This is a genomic window from uncultured Maribacter sp., from assembly GCF_947496775.1.
Classification (GTDB): Bacteria; Bacteroidota; Bacteroidia; order Flavobacteriales; family Flavobacteriaceae; genus Maribacter_B.
This window is the reverse complement of the sequence record NZ_CANMDU010000001.1, coordinates 435,528-458,881: the sequence shown is the minus strand read 5'-3', so window position 1 is coordinate 458,881 and position 23,354 is coordinate 435,528. Positions and strand designations below refer to the sequence as shown.

At 33.6% G+C, this 23,354-nt stretch carries 19 protein-coding genes; 15 read left to right on the top strand and 4 right to left on the bottom strand.

Annotation, left to right across the window (positions count from 1 at the left end; translation table 11 throughout):
- Positions 1 to 91 precede the first annotated feature (91 nt).
- The 9 genes from Q0856_RS02150 (at position 92) to tsaB (ending at position 10,377) form a co-directional block, all read left to right on the top strand.
- Positions 92 to 1,336, top strand: a complete 1,245-nt coding sequence (locus Q0856_RS02150) for an ABC transporter permease (protein WP_298473597.1) — start codon at positions 92 to 94, stop codon at positions 1,334 to 1,336.
- 8 nt (positions 1,337 to 1,344) lie between these two features.
- Positions 1,345 to 2,604, top strand: coding sequence for an ABC transporter permease (locus Q0856_RS02145; RefSeq protein WP_298473594.1), 1,260 nt, complete (start codon positions 1,345 to 1,347; stop codon positions 2,602 to 2,604).
- Positions 2,605 to 2,632: 28 nt separating this feature from the next.
- A complete protein-coding gene (locus tag Q0856_RS02140; RefSeq protein ID WP_298473591.1) occupies positions 2,633 to 3,745 on the top strand; it encodes an efflux RND transporter periplasmic adaptor subunit in 1,113 nt (370 codons plus the stop codon).
- A 193-nt stretch (positions 3,746 to 3,938) separates the two neighbouring features.
- The gene (locus Q0856_RS02135; RefSeq protein WP_298473588.1) at positions 3,939 to 4,640 is read left to right on the top strand and encodes an ABC transporter ATP-binding protein; all 702 of its coding nucleotides are present in this window, start codon (positions 3,939 to 3,941) and stop codon (positions 4,638 to 4,640) included.
- Entirely contained in the window at positions 4,633 to 5,862 is a 1,230-nt protein-coding gene (locus tag Q0856_RS02130; RefSeq protein ID WP_298473585.1) for an ABC transporter permease, read from the top strand. The genes Q0856_RS02135 and Q0856_RS02130 overlap by 8 nt, the downstream gene beginning before the upstream one ends.
- A 1-nt stretch (position 5,863) precedes the next feature.
- Entirely contained in the window at positions 5,864 to 7,126 is a 1,263-nt protein-coding gene (locus tag Q0856_RS02125; protein ID WP_298473582.1) for an ABC transporter permease, read from the top strand.
- A gap of 33 nt (positions 7,127 to 7,159) precedes the next feature.
- Positions 7,160 to 8,311, top strand: a complete 1,152-nt coding sequence (locus Q0856_RS02120; RefSeq protein ID WP_298473579.1) for an efflux RND transporter periplasmic adaptor subunit — start codon at positions 7,160 to 7,162, stop codon at positions 8,309 to 8,311.
- Positions 8,312 to 8,343: 32 nt separating this feature from the next.
- Positions 8,344 to 9,681 (top strand): TolC family protein, encoded by a 1,338-nt coding sequence (locus tag Q0856_RS02115; protein ID WP_298502161.1) that lies wholly within the window; start codon positions 8,344 to 8,346, stop codon positions 9,679 to 9,681.
- 18 nt (positions 9,682 to 9,699) lie between these two features.
- A complete protein-coding gene (tsaB, locus tag Q0856_RS02110) occupies positions 9,700 to 10,377 on the top strand; it encodes a tRNA (adenosine(37)-N6)-threonylcarbamoyltransferase complex dimerization subunit type 1 TsaB (RefSeq protein ID WP_298502158.1) in 678 nt (225 codons plus the stop codon).
- Positions 10,378 to 10,421: 44 nt separating this feature from the next.
- Here the strand turns inward: tsaB and Q0856_RS02105 are convergent, their stop codons facing one another.
- Together Q0856_RS02105 and Q0856_RS02100 are read right to left on the bottom strand one after the other, a co-directional pair.
- A complete protein-coding gene (locus Q0856_RS02105) occupies positions 10,422 to 10,622 on the bottom strand; it encodes a dodecin family protein (RefSeq protein ID WP_298473569.1) in 201 nt (66 codons plus the stop codon).
- 69 nt (positions 10,623 to 10,691) lie between these two features.
- The gene (locus Q0856_RS02100) at positions 10,692 to 11,594 is read right to left on the bottom strand and encodes a NifU family protein (protein ID WP_298502155.1); all 903 of its coding nucleotides are present in this window, start codon (positions 11,592 to 11,594) and stop codon (positions 10,692 to 10,694) included.
- A 122-nt stretch (positions 11,595 to 11,716) separates the two neighbouring features.
- On the opposite strand from Q0856_RS02100, the gene Q0856_RS02095 reads away from it, so the two are divergent.
- Positions 11,717 to 12,712 carry a type IX secretion system membrane protein PorP/SprF gene (locus tag Q0856_RS02095; RefSeq protein ID WP_298502152.1) on the top strand — a complete coding sequence of 332 codons (996 nt, stop codon included), beginning with the start codon at positions 11,717 to 11,719 and terminating at the stop codon, positions 12,710 to 12,712.
- A 59-nt stretch (positions 12,713 to 12,771) separates the two neighbouring features.
- Here the strand turns inward: Q0856_RS02095 and Q0856_RS02090 are convergent, their stop codons facing one another.
- Together Q0856_RS02090 and Q0856_RS02085 are read right to left on the bottom strand one after the other, a co-directional pair.
- The gene (locus Q0856_RS02090) at positions 12,772 to 13,947 is read right to left on the bottom strand and encodes a vWA domain-containing protein (RefSeq protein WP_298473559.1); all 1,176 of its coding nucleotides are present in this window, start codon (positions 13,945 to 13,947) and stop codon (positions 12,772 to 12,774) included.
- Positions 13,948 to 13,967: 20 nt separating this feature from the next.
- A complete protein-coding gene (locus Q0856_RS02085; protein ID WP_298502148.1) occupies positions 13,968 to 14,822 on the bottom strand; it encodes a DUF4349 domain-containing protein in 855 nt (284 codons plus the stop codon).
- Between the two features lie 207 nt (positions 14,823 to 15,029).
- Between Q0856_RS02085 and Q0856_RS02080 the strand changes: the two genes are divergently transcribed.
- From Q0856_RS02080 to Q0856_RS02060, 5 genes are all read left to right on the top strand, one after another.
- Positions 15,030 to 17,225, top strand: coding sequence for a histidine kinase (locus tag Q0856_RS02080; protein WP_298502145.1), 2,196 nt, complete (start codon positions 15,030 to 15,032; stop codon positions 17,223 to 17,225).
- Positions 17,225 to 17,953, top strand: coding sequence for a LytTR family DNA-binding domain-containing protein (locus Q0856_RS02075; protein WP_298473550.1), 729 nt, complete (start codon positions 17,225 to 17,227; stop codon positions 17,951 to 17,953). The genes Q0856_RS02080 and Q0856_RS02075 overlap by 1 nt, the downstream gene beginning before the upstream one ends.
- A 19-nt stretch (positions 17,954 to 17,972) precedes the next feature.
- Positions 17,973 to 18,488, top strand: coding sequence for a gamma carbonic anhydrase family protein (locus tag Q0856_RS02070; RefSeq protein WP_298502142.1), 516 nt, complete (start codon positions 17,973 to 17,975; stop codon positions 18,486 to 18,488).
- Between the two features lie 107 nt (positions 18,489 to 18,595).
- On the top strand, positions 18,596 to 19,480 hold the full coding sequence (gene fabD / locus Q0856_RS02065) for an ACP S-malonyltransferase (RefSeq protein ID WP_298502139.1): 885 nt from the start codon (positions 18,596 to 18,598) through the stop codon (positions 19,478 to 19,480).
- 162 nt (positions 19,481 to 19,642) lie between these two features.
- Positions 19,643 to 23,347 carry a gliding motility-associated C-terminal domain-containing protein gene (locus Q0856_RS02060; protein WP_298502137.1) on the top strand — a complete coding sequence of 1,235 codons (3,705 nt, stop codon included), beginning with the start codon at positions 19,643 to 19,645 and terminating at the stop codon, positions 23,345 to 23,347.
- The last annotated feature ends 7 nt before the right edge of the window (positions 23,348 to 23,354 follow it).

Below are 23,354 nucleotides of genomic sequence, written 5' to 3'. Positions count from 1 at the left end.
TTTTATATTTTCTGTAACATTTCCTAGGTTTTGTAGTCTTATCTTTATACAACACAATAAGTTGTAATCATCAATCAATCAAAACCAACCTATGTTCGATATTGAAAGATGGCAGGAAATTTTTGATACCATCCGAAAAAATAAGCTTCGTACTTTTCTTACGGGACTATCTGTAGCGTCTGGAATTTTTATTCTAGTTATTTTATTAGGTTTTGGGCAAGGTATGCAAAATGGAATTGCCGCAGAATTTGAACAAGACGCAGCTACAAGCGTATGGGTTTGGCCTGGTGTAACAACAATGGAACACAAAGGTTTAAATCCTGGAAGAAGAATTAGACTCACAAATGAAAATTATGAATTTGCTTCTAAACTTTTAGAAGATGATATCGAAAATCAATCTCCACGAATATTTGTGCGAGGTGTATCTGTGAATTATGGGAAGGAAGGACTTTCTTATGGGGTTCAAGGGGTGTCTAGTCAATTTCAACAAATAGAAAATGCTAAAATAACGAAAGGCCGTTTTTTAAATTACCAAGACGAAATCGGTATAGGAAAAGTTGCCGTAATTGGTAATAAAATAGCGAAAGATGTGTTTGGGGATTTAGAAACTCCAATAGGAGCGTTTATTGAGATTTCTGGAATTCCTTTTAAGATTATTGGGCAGTTTAAAGAAAAAGAAGAAAGAGAAGAAGAGCGTATTTATATTCCAATTACAACAGCGCAGAGAGTGTTTAATGGAGGGAATAGAGTAAATAATTTATCCTATACTTTAGCACCAGCAAAAGATTTTGAAGAAACAGTTGCCCAGGCGATACAATTTAAAGAGAATTTAAAAGGGTATTTGCAAAGTGCGCATACTATTGCTCCTGACGATGATAGTGCTTTGGAAGTTTGGAGCGCTATGGAAGAAGCCAAACGTTATTTTAATCTTACCAGTAGTATTAAATTATTTTTTTGGATTGTTGGTGTGTTTACTATAATAGCTGGTGTTGTAGGGGTTAGTAATATAATGTTAATTGTTGTAAAAGAAAGAACCAAAGAAATAGGAATACGAAAAGCATTAGGGGCAAAACCATGGTCTATTGTTGGGATGATTTTACATGAAGCTATTTTTGTCACCGCCCTCTCCGGATTTGCTGGATTAATATTTAGTATGGGGCTTCTGGAAATAGTTGGCCCTCATATAGAGGTGGATTATATTCTGAATCCCTCCGTAAATTTTACTGTAGCCATTTCAACTGTATTTGTTTTAATATTTGCTGGAGCTGTAGCTGGTTTTTTTCCGGCTTGGCGAGCCGCAAGTATTCATACCATAGACGCGTTAAGAGAAGAATAAGAAATACCATGTTCGAAAAAGACCGTTGGAAAGAAATATTAGAAGTACTAACCAGTAATTGGTTTAGGACGGTTTTAACGGCTTTTGGAGTTTTTTGGGGAATACTTATTCTTATTATTCTTTTAGCAGCAGGGAAAGGCTTGGAAAATGGAATAAAGTCTGATTTTGGAGATATTGCCACCAATACAATGTTCATGTGGACGCGTAGTACTACAAAACCGTATAAGGGTTTGCCAAAAGGAAGGCGTTTTCGTTTTAAATTGGAAGATGTAGAATCTATTAGAGATAACTTTAAGAATCTAAGATTTGTTTCCCCTAGAAATCAATTAGGCGGATTTGGTGGGGCTAATAATGTTATTAGAGGCTTAAATGCTGGAGCTTATAATGTTTATGGGGATTATCCAGAGATAATTAATCAAGACCCAATGACTATAACTGAAGGGAGATTTATTAATCATTCTGATATTAATGAAAAAAGAAAAATAGCCATAATAGGAGAAGGAGTAAAAACAGGTTTATATAAAAAAGAAGAAGAGGTTATTGGTTCTTATATAAAAATACAGGGAGTAAGTTTCTTAGTTGTAGGAACTTATGAAAAAAAGAGTAATAATGGAGATGGGGAAGAGGGTCAGAAAGAAATTTATGTACCTTTTACTTCGTTTTCCCAGGCATTTAATAGGGCAGATAATGTAGGTTGGATGGCTATTACTGCAAATGATGGTAGTTCTATATCCGATTTAAAAGAGGGCATAGTTGCTTTGGTAAAGGAAAAAAGAAAAGTGCACCCCAAGGATAAAAGAGCGGTTGGACATTTTGATTTGTACGAGCAGTATAATAGAGTAGAAAGCTTATTCGGAGCCATGCGTTTTATAGCCTATTTTGTGGGTGTTTTAGTCTTACTTTCCGGGATTATTGGGGTGAGTAATATTATGCTTATAGTCGTTAAAGAAAGAACCAAAGAAATAGGAATTCGTAGAGCCTTAGGAGAAAAGCCTTGGTCTATAAAATTGCAAATATTAATGGAATCTATTTTTCTTACTATAACATCTGGTATGGCGGGAATTACTGTAGGAGCCTTATTTATTTATGGCATCAATATGGTGTTGGAAATGAACGGACCTGTAGATATGTTTTTAAACCCAAGTGTTAGCTTAGGCGTAGTAGTGTCTGCATTGTTAATTTTAGTTTTTTCTGGACTTTTAGCAGGTTTTATACCCGCTCAAAGTGCTATAAAAACTAGACCAATAGATGCAATTAGAACGGAATAAATCAATCAGAATAAACAAACATTTAGAAATGAAAAAGTCAGTTACTATTATCATTTTACTATGCATTTTAATAACCTTTGGGGCTTCTATGTATTATTTGTATCAAAAAAATGCAGAGGACCCAATGGTGTATGAAACAGAAACACCATCAAAAAAAACAATTATTAAAAAGACGATGGCTACAGGTAGTATTTTACCTTTAGAGGAAGTTCTGATAAAACCGAATATTTCAGGAGTAATTGAAGAAATTTATGTGGAAGGTGGGGACTATGTTACATCTGGAGATTTGTTATGTAAGATAAAAGTAGTTCCTAATTTAAATGCTTTAAATGATGCTCGTAATAATATTGACGAAGCCAAAATCTCTTTAGACGATCAGCAAAGAAATTATTTAAGACAAAAGAGTTTGTTCGATAAAGGAGTAGTATCTAAGGTAGATTTAGAAAGAGCTCAAGTGTCTTATGATCAAGCAAAACAAGCATATAGTGCTGCCAATAAAAGATATGATATTGTAAAAACAGGAACAACAAGAGGTCTAGGTAATGCAGCAAATACATTAATTAGAGCAACGGTAAGCGGAATGGTTTTAGATGTTCCGGTTGAAGTCGGAAACCAAGTTATTGAAAGTAATAATTTTAATGAAGGTACTACTATTGCTGCAATTGCAGATGTGGAGAAAATGATTTTCGAAGGAAAGGTAGATGAATCCGAAGTTGGAAAAATAACAGAAGATTTACCCTTAGAAATTACAGTAGGAGCTATAGAAAATAAAACATTTGATGCCGTTTTAGATTATATAGCTCCAAAAGGAAAAGAAGAAAACGGAGCAATACAGTTTGAGATAAAAGGAACATTAAAGAAAAAGGACACCATTTTTATTAGAGCGGGTTTAAGTGCCAACGCTTCTATAATTTTAGCAAAAGCCGATAGTGTACTTTCTTTAAAGGAAGGATTGGTTCAATATGATGCTAAAACAAAAAAACCTTTTGTAGAAATTGCAATTGGTGAGCAAGAGTTTGAGAGAAAAGATATTGAATTGGGAATAAGTGACGGTATATATGTAGAGGTGAAATCTGGAGTTAATCCAGAGGATAAGATAAAAGTTTGGAATGAAGTGAAATCGGAAAAAGAGTCCGATTAATTTTAACAAAAAATTTCGATTGCATTTTGTAACAAAAAAGGAATTTAGAAGTCCAATAGATATACGTCATAAGTTATCCATTAAAAATAAGCAGCCTCGGCGTAAACACGCGAGGAATTAATTGAAAATTAATTTTATTGCGAGACAAGTCTCGAAGCATTTAAATCTCGATTATAGAGTAAAAATAACCATCATGATAGAAATAAAAGACCTTCACAAATCTTATAAAATGGGTAGTAATTCTTTGCACGTTTTAAAAGGAATTAATTTTTCCGTGGAAGAAGGAGAATTAGTCGCCATTATGGGTTCTTCAGGATCAGGAAAGTCTACATTGCTTAATATTCTAGGAATGTTAGATGAATTAGATGAAGGCTCGTATGATTTAGATGGAGTTCCTATTAAAAATTTGAACGAAACAAAAGCCGCCAATTATAGAAATAAATTTTTAGGTTTTGTTTTTCAATCTTTTAATTTAATAAACTATAAAAGTGCTATGGAAAATGTAGCGCTACCATTGTATTACCAAAAGGTTGGTCGCAAAGAACGTCAAGAAAAAGCATTAAAATATTTAGAACAAGTAGGGTTAAAAGAATGGGCTACTCATTTGCCTAACGAATTATCCGGGGGGCAAAAGCAAAGGGTAGCAATTGCAAGAGCAATGGCAGCAGAACCCAAAGTACTTTTAGCAGATGAGCCAACAGGAGCATTGGATAGTAAAACTTCTTATGAAGTAATGGATCTTATTCAAAAAATTAATGATCAGGGTAATACCATTTTATTAGTTACACATGAACCAGATATTGCAGATATGTGCAAGCGCATTGTGCATTTAAAAGATGGTGTTATTATTGAAGATAAAAAAGTAGATCAAGTAAGAGCTGCGCAATATGTTTAGTAGAGATAACTGGAAAGAAATCTTTGAAACCATTCAAAAAAATAAATTGCGGACATTCTTGTCTGGATTTACTGTGGCTTTGGGTATTCTAATTTTTATAGTACTTTTTGGTTTCGGAAATGGTTTAAAGAATACTTTTTCTCAATTTTTTGAAGATGACGCTCAGAATATCATAACCCTTTTTCCGGGACAAACATCTAAGCCATACAAAGGGTATAAATCAGGAAGACGTATAGAATTTGATAATTCTGATTTAGAAGATATAAAAACTAACTTCCCAATTTTTTTAGAGTATATAACGCCAAGAATTTCAAGAAATGGTTTAGTTAAATATAAAAATGAATCTAATAATTATTCTACAAGAGCAGTAGCGCCCTCCCATCAAATAGCAGAGAAGACTATTATTATGAAAGGTAGGTACCTTAATGCAAATGATATTAAGGAAAAGAGTAAAACTGCAGTCATAGGCCGTTTGGTAGAAAAAGATTTATTTAATGGTGCAAATGCCATGGGTGAGTATATAGACGTTGCTGGCAGTGCATTTAAAGTTATAGGGGTATACCAAGATGAAGGGGGGGATGATGAAGAAAGGCGTATTTATATTCCATATACTACAAGGCAATTAATAGAAAAAAATACAGATAAGGTAGACCAAATTATTGTAGCCTTTAGGCCAGAATTAGGGTATGCAGGAGCATTGGCATTAGATAAAGGGTTAACGAAGTTTATAAAGAATAAAAAGTTTATTAATCCTAATGACCAGAACGGTCTTTATGTTAGAAACGTTGCAGAGGGGCTTAAAAACACACAACAAATGGCGTTTGTTCTGCAAATGATTGTTGGTTTTGTAGCCATAGGAACTATTATTGCTGGTATTATTGGAATTAGTAATATTATGGTTTTTGTAGTAAAAGAACGTACTAAAGAATTAGGTATTCGTAAGGCCCTCGGAGCAACGCCAAAATCGGTTATTGGTACTATTTTATTGGAATCTGTTTTTATTACTACGGTATTTGGTTTTGTGGGAATGATTTTGGGAGTTTTTATTTTGAATTCCATGGGAGACAAGTTAAAAGATCGTTTTATTACGGATCCTTACATAGATATGCCAATTGCAATTGGAGCAACAATATTATTAATTGTTTTTGGAGCAATTGCCGGATATATACCAGCTAAACGAGCGGCAAGAATTAAACCCATTGTAGCATTAAGAGACGATTAATATGAAATTTTTATTAGATAGAAATACATGGCAAGAGATTTTTGGTTCTATTAGTAAGAATAAGACTAGAACTATAATTACTGTTATTGGAGTCTTATGGGGTATTTTTATATATGTAGCTCTTTCTGGAGCAGCAAAAGGATTAGATAATGGTTTTGATAAAGCTTTTAAAACTGTAGCCATGAATAGTATGTTTGTATGGGCTCAAAATACAAGCATGCCTTATGATGGTTTTAAAACGGGAAGGCCTATGCAGCTTAAATTGGGGGATGTTGAAACTTTAGAAAATAGAATTCCAGAGATACAATATATTGCCCCTAGAATTACACAAGGTCAGTTTGGTTCGGAGCCAGTATATACGGTAAGAGGGCAAAAATCCGGTTCTTATACCCTTAATGGAGATTTTCCAATTTATACCAAGATATCTACAAAAAAAATATTTGATGGAGGTCGGTTTATTAATCAAGAAGATATAGATCAAGCTAGGAAAGTAATTGTTATAGGAGAAAGAATACAACAGGAATTATTTAAAAAAGATGAAGATCCAGTAGGGGCTTATATACGTGTTGGTAATGTATATTTTCAGGTCATAGGTGTTCATAAATTGGCACAAGGAGTAAGTTTCGATTCGGATAGTGCTATGTTTATTCCTTTTTCTACCTATCGTAAGTTGTACAATTCTGGGGATAATGTAGGTTATCTATGTATAGCTGCTTATGATGATGCAGATGTAGTACAGGTTGAAAAAGATATAAAAGCTATCTTAAAAAGTACGCACAGAGTAAATCCTAAAGATGAAAGAGCGTTTGGGTCTTTTAATTTAGGAGAACGATTTGGAAAAGTTATGGGATTTGCTGACGGATTAACATTTATGTCTTTGGTAGTTGGTATCGCAACTATATTGGCTGGCGTAATAGGTATTGGAAACATACTTTTAATTTCGGTTAAAGAAAGAACAAAAGAATTAGGTGTGCGTAGAGCTTTAGGAGCAACACCATCGGAGGTAAGAAATCAAATTATACTAGAGTCTGTTTTTTTAACCATTATTGCAGGTATTGTTGGTATTATACTGGGAGCAGTAGTTCTTAGTTTATTAAATACGTTCACAGAGGGAGCAGATTTTCCGTATGCAAATCCTACTGTTCCTATACCCTATGTGTTGGGGGCATTGGCAATTATGGTGATTTTAGGAACCTTAATAGGCCTTATTCCTGCGCAAAGGGCTGTAAGTATTAGGCCAATAGACGCATTAAGAGAAGAATAATAAAATCAATTATAAAATAAATACAATTTAAAAATGAACAAAATCGTAAAGTATATTCTAATAGGTCTTTTAGTATTAGGTGCGCTATGGGCTGCTGTGTTTTTTATAAAATCTAACAGTAAATCGGCTATTACTTATGAAACTAGTAAGCCATTTATTTCTAATGTAGAGAAGAAAACAGTTGCTACAGGTAAAGTGGTGCCAGAAGAAGAGGTAGAAATTAAGCCACAGATTTCTGGAATTATTCAAAAAGTGTATTTAGAGGAAGGAGCAAAAGTTAAGGCAGGAGATTTAATAGCAGTAATTAAAGTGGTTCCTAATGAGCAATCTTTAAATCAATCTAGAGGTCGTGTTCGTAATGCGGAACTGGCATTAAACAATGTGAAAATTGAATTTAATAGAAATAAGAACTTATTCGATAAAGGAGTAATTTCTAGTCAAGATTTTAACACAATACAATTGCAATATAACCAAGCAGAACAAGAATTAAAGAATGCGAGAGCCGATTATCAAATAATTAGAGTGGGTTCTTCAGGAGGTTCTTCTAGTGCAAATACAAATATTAGAGCTACGGTTGCTGGTACTATTTTAGAGATTCCTGTAGAAGAAGGAGATCAAGTAATACAAAGTAATAATTTTAACGATGGGACAACAATAGCTTCTATAGCGGATTTAAATAAAATGATATTCGAAGGAAAGGTAGATGAAGGAGAAGTTGGGAAATTGGAATTAGGAACGCCATTAAAAATAAGTTTAGGAGCAATAGAAGATGTGGAGTTAGATGCAAAACTAAAATTTATTGCACCAAAAGGAGTAGAAGAAACTGGAGCAGTACAATTTAAGATTGAAGGGGATATCGAAATAAAAGAGGATTTGTTTATTCGTGCAGGTTATAGTGCTAATGCATCAATTGTATTAGAGAAAAAGGATAGCATATTGGTTATACCAGAAGCTTTGTTACAGTTTGATAAAAAGACCGATGAAGCCTATGTAGAAGTTTCTGTAGGAGATCAGAAATTTGAAAGAAAGGACATAGAGATTGGTATTTCGGATGGGGTTAATGTAGAAATTGTTTCTGGTCTTACAGAAGAAGATGAAGTAAAGCAATGGAATAAGACGGAGCCAATTAAAATTGGAGATGAAGACAAAGATAAAGAAGAGGATTCGGAAGAAACAGAAGAGTAAAACGTCAATCAATAATCAAAAAAAATCAAAAAATGAAATATAAATTAACCCTGCTATTATTGGTTCTAGTAGTGACTATTACATCAGCTCAAGAAAAAAAGTGGACACTTCAGGAGTGTGTAACTTATGCAGTGGAGAATAACTTGTCTGTAGAACAGTTTGAGCTCGATTTAGAGAATACCAAAATAGAAAAATCAGATGCTTTTGGGGATATGCTTCCGAATTTAAACGCATCTAATTCTTATTCTAGTAATACGGGTTTCTCTATTAATCCAACCAATAATGCGCCTACCAATAGTACAGCATTTAATATGAATGCTAGTTTAAGCTCTAATGTAACTTTGTTTAACGGATTAAGAAATATGAACAGATTAAATAGAGCAAAATTAAATGCAATAGCTAGCCAGTATAGATTGGAGGATTTAAAAGATGATATTCGTTTAAATGTTGCTAATGCTTATTTGCAAGTTTTGTCTAATAAGGAGTCTTTGAAAGTGGCTAGAGCACAGTATGCGGTAACGGAACAAGATTTAAAAAGGACAAAAGAATTGGTAGACTCAGGCGTTGTGCCTAAAGGGGATTTACTGGAAATAGAGGCAACTGCGGCTAACCAAGAACAACAAATTGTCAATGGGGAAAGTAGAGTTTTAATATCTAGAATTAATTTATCGCAATTACTTCAGATTACAGATTACAGAAATTTTGATGTCGTAGATGAAGCTTTTAATATTACGCCATCAAATGTGTTAGATAATTCTGCAAAGGATATTTTTAATAAAGCTCTGACTTTTAGAAATGATATTAAATTTTCAGAGTCTAATGTTGCTCTAGCGGAAAAAGACTTAAAAATAGCAAAAGGAGCTATTTATCCTACATTATCAGGGTTTGTAAATTATGGAACAAGATACTCGGATGCTACTACCTTGCCAGGAGGAGTAACACCTAGTTTTGAAGAGCAATTATGGATTTTCGATGGTATTTCATATGGAGCTCAATTAAATGTTCCTGTTTTCAATGGATTTAGTACAAAGAATGGAATTAAGAGGGCTAAAATACAATTGGAAAAAAGTAAACTTCAATTTAAGCAAGATAAATTAGATTTGGAATCTAATATTCAACAAGCCTATGTAGATGTAAAAACTTTTCTTAAAGCGTATGAAGCAGCAGAGAAAACTTTAGAGGCTAGAAGGTTAGCTTATAACTATTCTAAAGAACGCTTTGATGTTGGTTTAATGAATGCTTTTGATTTTAGTCAAGCACAATCTAGAGTAGATAATGCAGAAGCCGATGTTGTGCGAACTAAATATGATTATATTTTTAGATTAAAAATATTAGAATTCTATTTTGGTATTCCTATAAGCCTAAACTAGATTATATTTGTAGCCATTATGGCAACACTACTAAATTTAGAAACGGCAACTACTAACTGTTCAGTTAGCATTGCTAAGGATGGCGAAATTATAGTTTTAAAGGAGCATAATTCGCCAAATTATTCTCACGCAGAACAATTACATGTTTTTATAGAGGAAGCTTTGCAAGAGGCTTCCTTATCTGTTTTAGATTTTGATGCAATTGCAGTAAGTAAAGGGCCTGGTTCCTATACTGGGTTGCGTATAGGTGTTTCTGCAGCTAAAGGTTTGTGTTTTTCTTTAAGTGTTCCGTTAATTTCTGTCGCTACATTAGAAAGTATGGCTAATCAGGTGGTTTTGGAAAAAGATTCTGTTGTAATTCCTGTACTAGATGCAAGAAGAATGGAAGTCTATTCGGCGGTATTTAATGGTGTACACTCCGAAATTAGAGAAACAAAAGCGGAAATTGTAGGAGCTAATTCGTTTAATGAGTTTGTAAATAAAGGTAAAGTTATTATTGTAGGAAGCGGGGCAGAAAAATGTAAAGAGATTTTAACGCATCCGAATTTTGAATTTAATTTAGAAGTAGTTCCTTCTGCCAAAGAAATGGCAAAACTCTCCTATGAAAAGTTTAGTAACAAAGATTTTGAAGATGTGGCTTATTTTGAACCCTACTATTTAAAAGATTTTGTTTTACAGCAAAAGAAAAAAGCATAAAAATAGTATCTACTCCCTAGTACTATTTTTATGCTTTTTTGAGCTTACTTTACTTCAAAAGTGAGTTTTACATTAACGCGGAACTCAGTTACGTCCCCATCTTTAACGCTTGCACTTTGTTCTTGAACATATACAGATCGTATGTTTTTAACACTTTTAGATGCATGTGCAACTGCTTTTTTCGTAGCGTCTTCCCAACTTTTGTCGGAATTAGCTAATACTTCAATAACTTTTAATACTGCCATAATTAGTGTTTTTATGTTTTTTCTAATTTAAGAAATAATAAGAACAAAGACTAATTATATAAGCAACTGCTATCCGTTTAAGGCGACAACTTCGTTTACTTTATCTCCCATCATGTTTTTTAGCATTGTTTCAATACCATTTTTAAGAGTATAAGTAGAAGAAGGGCATCCGCTACAAGCTCCTTGTAAAATTACATTTACGGTTTTAGTATCTTCATCATACGATTGAAAAAGAATATTACCACCATCACTGGCAACAGCAGGTTTTACATACTCTTCTAAAATATCTACAATTTGTTTAGAGGTGTCATCTAGGCTAACCGCTTTTTCTACTTCTACAGGAGCAGCAACTTTTGTTTGCTGTTCAATAGAATCTGAAACTACTTGTTTTCCTGCGGCAATAAACTCTCTAATAAGTTCTCTTAAAGGCATAGTAATGTCTTCCCATTCTGCAACATCATATTTAGAAACCGAAACATAATTTTCATCAATAAAAACTTGTTTAACAAAAGGTAGTTGAAATAATTCTAATGCTAATGGGGAGTCTTTTGCTTCATCAATATTCTTAAACTCAAAAGCTGTTGCTACAATTTTTCTACTGGCTACAAATTTCATTGTAGTTGGGTTAGGAGTAACTTCAGCATATACCGTTACAGCAACTGGTTTGTCTGTGTTCTCTTCTATAACAACTGGCTCGCCAGAATTTAGGTATTCTACTAATTGTTGCGCAACTTCATCTTTAACATCATCCCAAGCAACAATATCATATCTTTCTAACCCAATGAAATTACCAGAAATATAAACAGTCTTAATAAAAGGAAGATAAAATAATTGTTGTGCTAAAGGCGAGTTTTTTGCTTCATCAATATTTTTAAACTCGTAATTGGTATGGCTTGTTAAAAGATGATTGGTCTCAAATTTTAATATGTTAGGATTGTTTGTGCTAACAACCGTAATGGAGTACTCCTTCATGAATCTATATTTTTTACAAAAATACAAAGTAATTCTTAGTTAAACCTTGGATAATATTGTTGTATTTAGTCCGTTATACTTTATATTTAGAAGGTATATCAATAATTAGCCCCTATTACTAGATGAAAAACCGAATTTTACTTCTATTGACTTTCTTTGCTATAAGTTTTAATTCTTATTCGCAGGAGGGTATTCCTGTGTATTTTGATTATTTATCGGATAATTATTATTTAGTTTTTCCTTCCATGGCAGGTATTGGCGAAGGTGGTAAAATACGAGCTACTATACGTAAACAATGGTTTAATGTAGACGAAGCTCCAAATTTACAAACTTTAAATGCTCATTTTAGAGTAGGTGATAGTGATAGTGGAATAGGAGCTATTATGTATAATGATGCGAATGGGTATCATTCGCAAACTGGTTTTAAAATGACATATGCACACCATTTAAGAATGGGGGGAGATGATGTACGTGTTTTGAATCAACTTTCTTTTGGTTTAAGTGTAGGATATTTGCAAAGTCGTTTGGATGAATCAGAATTTAGATCTGTTATTCCTGATCCAGTTATTAATGGAGCGGATAATAGTGTAGGGTATTTTAATATAGATTTTGGAATGTCTTATAACTTTGGAGATTCTTACGCTCATGTTGCTGTATTAAATGCTTTAGGAAGTAGTAGAGATTTGTATTCTGTTTTGGAGATTGATAATGTAAAACGTTATGTGATTTCTGCAGGTCATATTTTTGGAAGAAATGAATGGCAAATAGAACCTTCTGTGTTATTTCAGTTAACGGACTATACGAAAGAAAAGACTATAGATTTTAATGGGAAAGTATATCGAGATGTTGATTTTGGTAGAGTTTGGGGAGGAGTTTCTTATAGAAGAAGTTTTGATGGAGCGCAATTCTTATCCAATGGTACTTTTGGACAACAACGTTTACAGTTAATTACACCAATTATAGGAGCAAATATTAAAAACTTCATGGTTTCTTATAACTACTCATATCAAATGGGAGATATTCGTTTTGATAATGGTGGGTTTCATCAAATTACAATTGGTTATGATTTTGGGCAATCGGAGAGAAAATATGATTGTTACTGCCCAGCTGCACAATAAAAAAGTGGGTTTATTCTATGTTAGAGTAAACCCACTACAAGTATTTATTTCAAACGTTATTATTCCCACTTATAGTTTTTCTTTTCGGCCTGTTTTTTAATCGCGTTTAACATTGCATTTTCCAATTCTCCTTTTGCGTTTTCCTTTTGATTTTTAGCAATGTAGGAATTTCTCTTTTTGTTTAATTCCTGAATCTCTTTCTGAATTTTTATACGTTCTTCTTTCTTTTCGTTAATATAACTTTTAATCTCGGTAGCTGATTTATCTTTTAATTCAGTAGGCAAGTCTTCCTTTTTAATTTTAGATACTTCAAAAGAAGAATCATCGGCTGCATCAACTAAATCCCATTTTTTATTGTTATACATTCTAGAACTTTTGCTAACAGCACGTTTTACGGCTACAGCTTCTTCCATTTCCATAGCATTGCTATCCTGCATATATTGCATCTCCTGTTTGGCTTTACCTAAAGAACCATAAGAAATGTAGGTGGTATTAAGTTTGGAGTTTAGTTTAATAATAACATCATCATAAGGTGTGTCAATATGTACCACTTTTCTGTTGTGATCAATGGCAATATATTCTCCTCCGGTAAGGGTTGCTCCTTTTTTCCACTTACTGTTTATACCTTGTTCATAGTTTCCGCAGAAAATGGTATTCACTATGACATCTTTCTCTTTAGCATTGGTAACAGCATCTTCGTAATTTAATTTACCTTGTGTAAATGGTTCATTACCTGCAATAAAAATTAACTTCAGATTATCTTTGTTAGAGCCCCATTCTAATTGTTTTAACGAGGTTTGTATAACTTCACCGCAATATTCTTCGCCTCCATTGGTAGTAAGTGAAAATAATTTTTCAGAAATTTCATCTAAGTCCCCACTAAAATTTAGTACTTGCTGAATATAGCCTTCTTTAGAAGAAAGGTTGTCATTACCATATTGGTAAAGTGCAATTTGTAAGTTGGGTTTGGCTTCGTTGCCGCATTTAGCATGTGTGAATTTGTTTACAATATCCCATAATTGTGCTTTAGCTTGGTTTATTAATCCGTCCATGCTGTTACTTGTATCCAGTAGCAAAGCAATTTTTACGGTATTGTTTACTGTTGTAACAGGATTCATTGCTTGAGCATATATTATCTCTTTGCCTGTTTTTTTGTTTTTTGGTTCGCAACCAAAAGTGGTAGAGCAAATAAGTGTCATAGCAATTATGCTCATGAAGGAGTTCATTTTTTTCATAATAATTGTTTTTAAACGTTCTATTTATTTTGTTTTAGTTTTAATATGGTCAGTGTTAGTAAGTAGGCTAAAAGAGAAAGGAATGTTAGAGCTACCATTAATTTTATATAGGTTTCAATAGTCCATTCTAATGCTTCTTTAATGATAATAAGACTGTCTTTCTTTATTTCTTTCCCTTCTTTTAAAGATATCTGTACCGTGCAAAATTCATTTTCGTCATCAAAATTTCCTAGACTAACGCCTAAGTCTTGTAGTTGCTGGTCAATTTCTAAGATTCTATTTTCTAATTGTATAAATTCTTCTATTCTACCTCCTTTGGCTTTTAGTTCTAGAAGAGCAGTTCGTATTTTTTCTAACGATAATTTTTTAGCATTTAATTCTTTATACTCATTGGTTTTATCGGTTTTGGTAATTTGTTTAGCAGATACCATCCCAATTTTTATTAGACTTTGGTATATAGCATCAAAATTTTCTGGAGGAACGCCTATAGAAAAGTTTAAATTTCTATATCCAGAATTTCCACTTTTGTGTTCGTATTGAATTAAGGCTTTGTATTTGCTTATTTCAGAACGAATACTTTTTTCGTCCGTATCGTAATTGGAGGTACTAGAATGTATTTCAGCAATTTTTTCGTACTTCTGATCTATTCTAGTCTGTGGGGATCCACTATTGGCGGATATAATTTCGTGCTTCTTAGTTGCATAGTTTTTTCGTGCATTAGAAATTATTGAAGTGATGTTTTCGTTTGTATGAAAAAGTGGAGACGTTTCTTTGTGAGTGTAGCCATAAATACATCTAAAAACAAATAAGACTAAAAAGGCTCCTAGTAAAATTGTTATATATTTTTTTGTTTTGTTTTTAATCTCAGTTTTCATAAAAATGTGGGAATTAATTTCCTTCAAATTTAGGCGCAAGCTTTTGCTAATAAAACGAGGAATGAGTAAAGCATCCTTTTCAATGCGTAAAGAAGCGTTTTTGGTTTGTGAGAGGGGTTATTTAGTGTTTGTATGAAGGGTAAACTGGTTTTTATCATTTTTTAATACCATATAAATCCGCTAAGTTTACGCTGTTATAATGGAACAATGCAAAAAACTATATACATAACTATTCTTTTGTTTCTTACCTCTTTTGGAGTGTTTTCTCAAATCTCTAATAGTAGAAAAGGGACCATTAAAGGTTCTGTAAAAGGAAAAGAAAATAGCACGCCAATTTCTAATGTGGAGATTTCTACTAGTTCTGGAAGTTATACGGTAACTAATACATTAGGGGAGTTTGGAATATTGGTGACTCTTGGTGATGAGATAGTTTTTAGAAGTGATGAAATAGAAACGGTATATTATACGGTTCGTAGTTTTGAGGATGTAGACGTTTTGGTAGAAGGGTATGTAAAGGAAATTAATAATAGTAGCATTAGTAAAAAATACGAAAGAAAAAAAAATATACATAGAGTACTATTAGATTCTGCCGTAAAATATAAAAAAACAGATATAGCAAAGAGTATAGAATTCATTACACAATCTATTGCTAGTTTGGGGAAAAGAGGGAATAAAAAAGAGTTAGCAGAATCTTTAGCCTATTTAGGGCAAGTATATGTGGAACATGGACAATATGACCTGGCTATATCTAGTTACAAAGATGCTCTTAATGCTTATGAAAATAACAGTGTTTCTCTTCTCTTAGGGAAGGCACTGGTTTTAAATAGTGATTTTACTGAGGCAATTGAAGTATTGAATCCGTTACTTAAAATAAGGAAGTTGGTACCTTATCAGAGGGTAGAATTATATGAGACCATAGGAGATAGTAATAAAGGATTGGGGAATATTAATGAAGCTGTTTCTTACTATGAAGAAGGTTTGGTAATTGCTAAAAAGAATCAGATTTCACCAAAATTGGCAGACCTAAATTCTAAAATAGCAGATGCTTTTAACAGTGAAAATAAACTTATAGAGGCAGAGGGGTTTTATAACAATTCATTGGAATTATCTAAAAATCAAGCCCCGCAAAGGTCTATCCAGGAACAAGATAAAGTGGCAGATTTTTATAGTAAGAATAATCAATATGAAGAGGAGATTTCTTTACGTAAACAAAGTTTAGGCGAATTAAATTCATTATCCTCTAAGATAAAAGGAGTTGGTGAAAATGTTAAAGATTCTATTAGTTCTCAAAGAATAAATTATAAAATTGCGAAGGCCTATATAGCGCAAGAAAAGCTAGAAGAGGCAATTCCTTATTTACAAAGAAGTATTATAGAGGCCGATGGGGATGATGATTTGGTGGTGCAGAAAGATGCTACTAGGAAATTATCTGAAGTTTATAAATCTAAAGGAGATTTTAATAAGGCTCTGGAAACATATCAAGAATATGTAAAAGTAGTGGATACATTATATATTAGAAAAGAACAAGAAATATCTAGAGCAGCAAGGTTCAATAGAGATTTAGCCTCTAAGCAAAGCAGAATATCTGGATTGGAGAAAGATAGAGAATTGTCGCAAAGCAAGTACGATTTGGCGTATACTGAGCAGCAATTGTATCAATTAAATAATAAGCGTCAAAAATGGGTTATTTATTCTTTGATAATTGGTTTGGTGTTAACAGGCTTGGCTGCTTTCTTTTTTTATAGAAGTAATCAGCAACAAAAATTTGCTAATAATTTATTGGCCTTAAAATCCTTGCGCACACAAATGAACCCGCATTTTATCTTCAATGCCTTGAATTCGGTAAATAATTTTATTTCAAAAAATGATGAACGAAGTGCAAATCGATATCTAAGTGATTTTTCTACGCTTATGCGTGCTGTATTAGAAAATTCCGATGAAGATTTTATTCCTCTTTCTAAAGAGTTAGAACTGTTAGAGCTTTATGTAAAATTAGAGCATTCTCGTTTTCCGGATAAGTTTGATTATTCCATTACTATAGATGAAAATATAGAAGTACATTCTTTTCAGATTCCTCCCATGTTATTACAGCCCTATATAGAAAATGCTATTTGGCATGGATTAAGATATAAGGAAGAAAAGGGTTTTTTAAAAATTGAAGTTAATGCGATTAAAAATGAGACTTTAAAAATTGTCATATCAGATAATGGTATTGGGAGAAAAAAATCTGCGGAATTAAAAACGCAAAATCAGAAAAAACAGAAGTCCAAAGGAATGGGTAATATAAAAAAACGTATTGCAATTTTAAATGAGATGCATAAAGATAAGGTAGATGTGTATATTTCAGATTTAGAAAATACGGGACTTGGTACAAAAGTACAATTCACGCTAAAAAAAGAATAATGGAGTTAAAAGCAATTTTGATTGAAGATGAGGCAAATAGTAGAGAAATACTTCGAAATTACTTAAACAAGTACTGCCCCAATGTTGTTTTGGTGGGTGAAGCCAGTTCTATAAAAGAAGGTTTAGCGCTTATAGAAAATAATACTTTAGATCTTGTTTTCTTAGATGTAGAAATGCCTTTTGGGAATGCTTTTGATTTGTTAGAACAGGTTCCAGAACGTACCTTTGAAACGGTATTTGTAACAGCTTATAATCAATACGCAATGGATGCTCTTAACCATCATGCTGCATATTATTTAATGAAGCCAATTAATATAGATGAGTTAATAAAAGCGGTAGATTTTGTTACCCAAATAAAGGAAAAAGAAGAAAGTGTTTTGGGTAAAGTTTTGGTTCCAAATATAGCTAGGGTGGAAGGTAAAATTACATTGCCGCAACAAGATGGTTTTCAGGTTCTTAATGTTGCAGATATATTGTATTGTAAAGCTGATGATAATTATACGGAAATATATTTAGAGAATAAAAAGATATTAGTTAGTAAAACCCTTAAGTATTTTGAGGAAGGATTATCTCATTTTTCATTTGCACGTATACATAAATCGTATTTGGTTAATGTCAATGAAATTGTAAAATATAAAAAAGGTAAAGGTGGTAGTGTGCTAATTTCTAGCGGTAAAGAATTATTAGTTTCAGCATCTAAGAAAAAAGAGTTGTTATCTTATTTTTAATAATAAAAAGAAAATCAAAATGGTTATAAAGACGGTAAATGGAAAAACTCCTGTGATAGGGGAAGATTGTTTTATAGCGGAAAATGCAACAATTGTAGGAGAAGTGTCAATGGGAACTCAATGTAGCGTGTGGTTCAATGCTGTTTTGCGAGGTGATGTTCATTTTATAAAAATGGGAAACAAAGTAAATGTGCAAGATGGGGCAGTAATACATGCTACATACCAAAAATCGCCAACTACTATTGGTAATAATGTTTCTATAGGCCATAATGCCTTGGTACATGGCTGTACTATAAAAGATAATGTACTCGTGGGTATGGGAAGTATAATTATGGATGATTGTATTATTGAGAGTAATAGTATAATTGCGGCTGGTGCTGTTGTTACAAAAGGAACGCACGTCCCGGAAGGCACTGTGTTTGCAGGTATGCCAGCAAAAAAAATAAAAGACATTAGTACAGAATTAAGTTCCGGAGAGGTGAATAGAATTGCGGATAGCTATGTAAAGTATTCTAGCTGGTTTAAAGAAGAGTAGCTATTTTGAATCTCATAAGTTGAAAATGGCCGTTTATAAACTTTTTGAACTACACTGTGTGGGGAATGAGATAATCCGTATTTTTGCCGTCTTAAAACACATTTAAAATGAATGCATATATATTTCCAGGACAAGGAGCTCAGTTTGTAGGAATGGGTTTAGATTTGTATGAAAAATACCCAATGGCACAACAATTGTTTGAGCAAGCCAATGAAATATTAGGTTTTTCCATAACAGATTTAATGTTCGAGGGAACGGCAGAAGGGCTTAAGCAAACCAAGGTTACGCAGCCAGCAATATTTTTGCATTCTGTAATACTTAGTAAAGTAATGGGAGATTCTTTTAAGCCAGATATGGTTGCAGGACACTCTCTAGGAGAGTTTTCCGCTCTTGTTGCAAACGGAGTATTGAACTTTGAAGATGCCTTGCAATTAGTGTCAAAGAGAGCTTTAGCAATGCAAAAAGCTTGTGAAATTAAAGCAAGTACTATGGCAGCAGTTTTAGGACTTGAAGATGCTAAGGTAGAAGAAGTATGTGCTTCTGTAGAGGGTATCGTAGTGCCTGCAAATTACAATTGCCCTGGGCAATTGGTTATTTCAGGAGAAATAGAAGCTATTAATATCGCTTGTGAAAAATTAAAAGAAGCTGGTGCTCGTAGAGCATTAGTCTTGCCAGTTGGTGGCGCATTTCATTCTCCATTAATGGAACCAGCAAGAGAAGAGTTAGCAGCAGCAATAGAGCACACAGTTTTTAATACGCCTAATTGTCCTATATACCAGAATGTTACAACAACGGGTGTTACTGATGCCGTTGAGATAAAGGAAAATTTAATTTCACAATTAACTGCTCCGGTAAAGTGGACACAAAGTGTAAAAAATATGGTAGCAGATGGTGCTACTTTATTTACGGAAATTGGTCCAGGTAAAGTTTTACAGGGTTTAGTTCGTAAAATAGAATCTTCAGCAGAAACTACTTCCGCAATTGTGGAATAGTTATTGTTAGTCGATTAACACTGTATTTTATCTATTATATAATGTTTTAGACTACTAATTAAGGCTACAGTTTATTTTTTTAGTAATATTGACTCCCAAATTTTACATTGTTAACTTATTGAAATGCTGTGAGTTGAATTAGTGTTAGTTCAAAAAACAGTTATGAAATTGAAAAAAAATATATTTTTTAAAAACGAAGTAGGCACAAAAGCCTACCTAAGTTTGTCTTTGCTTATAATTCTTTTGTTAAATGGTTTCGTTGGGCAGTCTCAAGTTGTTACTATTGAAGATGTTAGTGGTAATGAAGATGATGGAGCTATAACTTTAACAGCAACTTTGAGTGGTGGTCCTGTTTTTGGGGGGTTTTCCGTGGATGTTGTTTCTACTGATGGTAGTGCATTAATCTCAGATAATGATTATACTGCAATAGTTGAAACGTTAAATTTTACTGGAGTTAATGGCCAATCAATACCTTTTAGTGTTTTTCCAACTGTTGATACGAATATAGAGAGTTCCGAAACAGTACTAATTGGTATAAGTAATTTGGTGTCTCCTTTTCTTATAAATGTTGATATTACTGATACAGCTACGGTTAATATTGATAATGATGATGTTGGTATTATTACAATCATTCCAACAAATGCAGATGAGGAGGGGCCAACAAGTGGTAGATTCCGAATAGAGTTAAGTGATAACAATAATACAGGAACAACTTTAACTTTGGATTATACTCTTTCTGGAGCTGCCAATTTTGGAGCTTTAAATGATTATACGGTAAGCGGTGCTACTACAACAGTTTCTGGGACTGTTACTTTTAACGCAATTCAATCTGCTCGAAATATCAATATAAACCCAATTGATGATTTATTAGTAGAAGGAAATGAAGATGTTATTTTAACTATTGATGCAATAAGCAGTACCTCATATTCAATGATTTCAAATACGGCTAATATTATTGTTGCTGATAATGATTTTGAGCCTACATTGACTGCAACAGATGCAACAGCAGCAGAAGCAACCCCATCTATTCAAACCGGGGAGGTAACGGTAGATTTGGGTGCTGTAAATAATACTGGTTCGGATATTGTGGTAAATGTGTCTAGACTAGGAGCTTCTACGGCAACAGCAGCAGATTATACAGCTTTACCAACAAGTGTTTCTATCCCAAATGGGCAGCAAACAGGAACTTTAACAATTACACCAATAGATGATAGTGATGTGGAAGGTTCTGAGGATTTGATATTAAGAATAGTCGCTGGTACTGGTTATAATTTAGTACTACCTGTAGCATCAAGGACTGCGACAGTTACCATAGCGGATAATGATGCTTATGTGCCTATATTAACCGCAACAGATGATACAGCCACAGAAGGAACACCAATAACAGATACAGCTACTTTTGAAGTAGATTTAGGTGCTATAAACACAACTGGAGCCGCGATTCCAATTACTGTTGTTAGAGTTAACAGCTTATCTACTGCAATTGCTGGGGATTTTACGGGCATACCTGCAGTAAGTGTTGCAGCTGGAGCGCAAACAGTAACCTTTAATATAACTCCTATAGATGATGATGAGGCGGAGAATCTAGAGACCTTGACTTTACAGGTAAATGCTAGCCCATTAGGAGATTATGTATTAGGAACAACAGCTGACAGAAGAGCGGCAATGACTATTACAGACAATGATATTGCAGGAGTAAATATAAATACCCTAGCAGGTACAACAACAGAAGCAGGAGGGACAGCAGATTTTGTTTTTACCTTAACAAGCCAACCTACTGCAAATGTTAGTATTAATATAAATGGGTATGACGTAACGGAAACATCAGGGCCAACAAGTATTACGATAGAGCCAGGGGACTGGAATACAGGTACTACCTTACAAATAACAGGTGTAGATGACGCTGTAATTGATGGAGATATAGAAGATATCATTAATACTGGGAATGTAACTTCTGGAGACCCAAATTACCAGGCTATTAGCGGAGCATCGGTACCTCAATTGACCGTAACGAACTTAGATGATGATGGCTGCGGTGTAACTCCCATGGGCAACGGATTAAGTACAGAGTTTTGTGGAGATATACAAGCTAATCTAAATGATTATACAGATTCAACACCACCTTTAGGAATGGTTTTAAGATGGAGTAGATCATCTAATCCATTTAATGTAGGTGCTAGGTTAACCCAAGATGAAAGTGAAAATATAACAAGTGAAGGTTCTTTCTTTGGATATTTTTATGATGAGGCAAACGATTGTGCTAGCGGTACTTTAGAAATAGAGTTAATTTCTAATGAAATACCTACTATAGATGAGGTTACGGGTGCTTCTAATTGTGGCCCTGGCAGTTTGTTATTATCTGTAAATCCAAGCACTGGAGCTTCTGTAAATTGGTACGATAGTCTTACTGGAGGAACAGAATTAGGGGTAGGAGATACATTTTCCACCGGGAATTTAGACACTACCACCTCTTTTTATGTAGAAGCAGAAGCTAATGGCTGTGTTTCCAGAGAAAGAGTAGAGGTTATTGCTACAATTATTCCAGTGCCTTTTCCTGGTACTCCTTCTAATGCTATTGCTTGTAGTTTAGCTTCTACACAGCAACCGCTTAGTACAATTGATTTAGATGATAGATTATTAGGGAATCCTGATCCAGGAGATTGGTCTTTTGTTTCGGGCCCGGCAATATTGGAAATAGATGCAGATAATGTTGTGAATTTCCTAGGTCAAGTGGAGGGAGATTATATTTTTAGGTATACGACAAATAGTCCAGTTGCTCCGTGTACTATGAATATATCTACGGAGGTAACGATTAGTGTTACTGCCGATTGTACTCCAGATTCAATAGATTTAGAAGTGTTAAAAATAGTGAATAATGAAAATGCTATTGCTGGAGAAAATGTGATTTTTACGGTCATTGTAAATAATTTGTCGCCAAATACGGTTCAAAATATAATTATTGGAGATTTATTAGAATCTGGTTTCGATTTTATTTCTAGTACGCCCTCTAGGGGCACTTATGATGAAAGTACTGGTATGTGGCAAATTCCAGAATTAGCTGCAATGGGTACGGCAACCTTAAATATAGAAGTGAATATCTTGGCAGAAGGTATTTATACTAACGTAGCAGAGCTTTTCGAATCTTTTCCTATAGATGATAATACAACAAACGATAGGGCAGAGGTAACTTTACCTATTAATGCACCAGAAGGGGTAGATCTAGAAATTGAAAAGACAGCAATTAGCACTAGACCGTTGATAGGAGACACTGTTGTTTTTACTATCAAAGTAAAAAATATATCAGATGAGAGTACAGTGAATCAAATTCGTATCTCCGACGTAATCTCAACAGATTTTACTTATGTTTTTCATACTACCGTTACGGGTGATTATGATATAACAACGGGGGAATGGTTAATTCCAGAATTAATCCAAGATGAAGAGGCTATCTTAGAGATAACAGTAACGGTGCCAAATGCAGGTACATTTATAAATACAGCAACAATTATAGGTTCTGTTCCTGCGCAAATAGATAGTGGTAATCCCGATGGAAATAATGGCGCAAGTGTTGAGGTATTGGTAAGTTTACCTATAGAAGCAGATTGCGGGTTTGTTTTTAATCAATTTTCGCCAAACGGGGATGGTACTAATGACTTTTTAAAAGTCCAATGTATAGAACAATATCCTCTAAATCGTTTGCAGATATATGATAGATATGGAAACTTAGTTCATGCAGTTACAAGATATGCTAATAATTGGGAGGGAGAAGGTAATGATGGTCAAGTGCCAGACGGAACATATTTCTATATATTAGATTTAGGAGATGGAACCGAAGTGAGAAAAGGCTGGATACAGCTAATAAGATAATATGTGT